The organism is Polaribacter litoreus, assembly GCF_054584775.1.
On record NZ_JBTLRD010000062.1, the window covers coordinates 1 to 2112 of the forward strand.

General features: G+C 30.0%; 3 protein-coding genes. All 3 read left to right on the forward strand.

All coding sequences use genetic code 11. The features are described from left to right. Nucleotides 1-90 precede the first annotated feature (90 nt). Nucleotides 91-519 (forward strand): hypothetical protein, encoded by a 429-nt coding sequence (locus tag ACW9UN_RS17060; RefSeq protein WP_459487574.1) that lies wholly within the window; start codon nucleotides 91-93, stop codon nucleotides 517-519. Then, nucleotides 512-745, forward strand: a complete 234-nt coding sequence (locus tag ACW9UN_RS17065; protein ID WP_459487575.1) for a hypothetical protein — start codon at nucleotides 512-514, stop codon at nucleotides 743-745. Before ACW9UN_RS17060 ends, ACW9UN_RS17065 begins: the two co-directional genes overlap by 8 nt. A gap of 659 nt (nucleotides 746-1404) precedes the next feature. After that, a complete protein-coding gene (locus tag ACW9UN_RS17070) occupies nucleotides 1405-1962 on the forward strand; it encodes a hypothetical protein (protein WP_459487576.1) in 558 nt (185 codons plus the stop codon). Nucleotides 1963-2112: the final 150 nt, after the last annotated feature.

The window sequence follows — 2112 nt, forward strand, 5'->3', positions numbered from 1 at the left end:
GGAAACGCTAAAGTTTTAGTCTAAATAGCTTTTTTTTCGCTAAATTTACGCAACAAATAATACACCAAAACGTTATGGTGCATTTAAAGAATGACAGAAACAGAAGAAAAATATCTACCAACTGAAATCTTACAAAAGGCAATTGTAAGTGGAAAGGAATATGGTTGGAAACGAACTGACTTTAAGGAAGTAGTTGACAAGGCAGTAGAAGTCGGACTTGGAATTATTGGCGGACAAGTTCAATTTAAACTTCCAGACGGTACTTGTGAACTCTATTGGCACAAATATGACACGACAGAAAGAAAAACAGGAGAAAGTTGGAAAGAATACTGTCAGCGGACTAAAGCAGAATGTTTAAATCAATTTGAAAAACTTCCAGCTGACAGCGAATTAGTAAAAGAAGGAATTGAAAGCTTTGACTTTTTAAAAGAGAAAAGTAAAACTGACGCAATCCTCAATAACTTTTTAATTTTCATTCTTTATTTCAACGACCTTGAAACAGAACTAGAAAATGAGTGACGAAAAAATAAATATCGAATTGACTAAGGACGAAGCAATTGTTTTATTCGAATTTCTCGGTAGATTTAATGAGAATGACGACTTGAGTAAATTTGAAGACCAATCAGAACAGAGAGTGCTCTGGGACATTGAATGTATTTTAGAAAAGCAATTATCGGAACCTTTCAGAGCTGACTATTTAGAAATTGTGACTAAAGCAAGAGAACAAGTAAGGGACAAAGAATGAAAACGCACCATAACAGCACCTACACGTAAGCAGGGGTTTCCTGCTTCGTAGGACAGGAAAGTAGGAAATTTGAAGTTCAGTCCTTCGTAGAAAGTTCAGTGGTAAAAATCCCTGCCTGCGTGTAGCTGCAAAACGTTGTAAATAATAGTGGAAAACACTCAGAAACATGAAAATTTAAATTTCCAAAATGTCTGAATTTAGTTGTTCGTGGGAATTTTTTAATCGCTTATAAATGGAATTTAACAATTGCTGAATTATCTTTCACTCGTGAAAAAATTATTGTGGGAATTTTATCTTGTTTGTGGAAATATTAAACGTGTGAATTTACTCAGACTGGAAAATTAAAACGTGGGAAAATTAGCAAGACTTGAAATCAAAAACTGGAATTTAAGCAACTTTCGGAATTGAATTTCTTTGTCGAATTTATTACTTAAAATGTTGAATTAAGCAAAGTGCGAAAAACTACAATGGAATTATTAACTGGAAAAAAAACTACTATTTACAACACCGTGTAAAAAAAATTGCTAATTTTAGCTTAACCAAAAGTTGTTGCTTTTTTTGCAATCTTATATTTTCCTTCGGAAAATAACGATGGCACAAAATCGCAACTTTTAATACACCAAAACGTTGCCAACCATTTACCAATCACACTCTAAAAAATGATAGAATTACAAAAAGATGATATTCCTGTTTTAGATTATATAGCAAGTGAATTATGTAAAACGGAATTTATCTTTTCAATAAATTGTGAATATTTAAAAAATAAAAAAGTATTTGGATTTGGCAAAAACATTCCAAATAACGACGAAAAAGACAGACTTGAATTTGAAAGACTTGTTAGTATATTAGTTGAATATAATTGTGTTGATTCAAATTTAGAAATACCATTTTCTGGGGAGTTATGGGTTAGAAAAAACAAGAAAACTTTACAATTTGTAAAGCAAAAAGGTTTCAAAAACGAATTTAAAAAACAGAAGAAAACTTTAGATTGGTATAAAATAATTCCAATTTGCGTTGCTATATTTTTTGGTTCTTTAAGTGCTTATCAAAAATATAATTACAATTCTTTAGATGCAAAATTTGAGACTTTAGAAATTGAGAATGACTCTCTAAAATCTGAACTTAAATCATTGAAAATAAATTTGAATAAAACGAAAAGTAAACAGACTATGAATAAAGAAAAACCAGAATTAGATACTTTAAAAATAGAAAATTAATTGAATTTTAATAAATAATGGTTTTGACAAAAATATTGAATTTAAAAATAAAAATCTGAATTAAAAACGGTTTGCAACACCGTATATAATTTATTGCTGGCTTATTGCCTACTTACGAAAATCCTCGCGGATTTTCTATTCGGTTTTTAT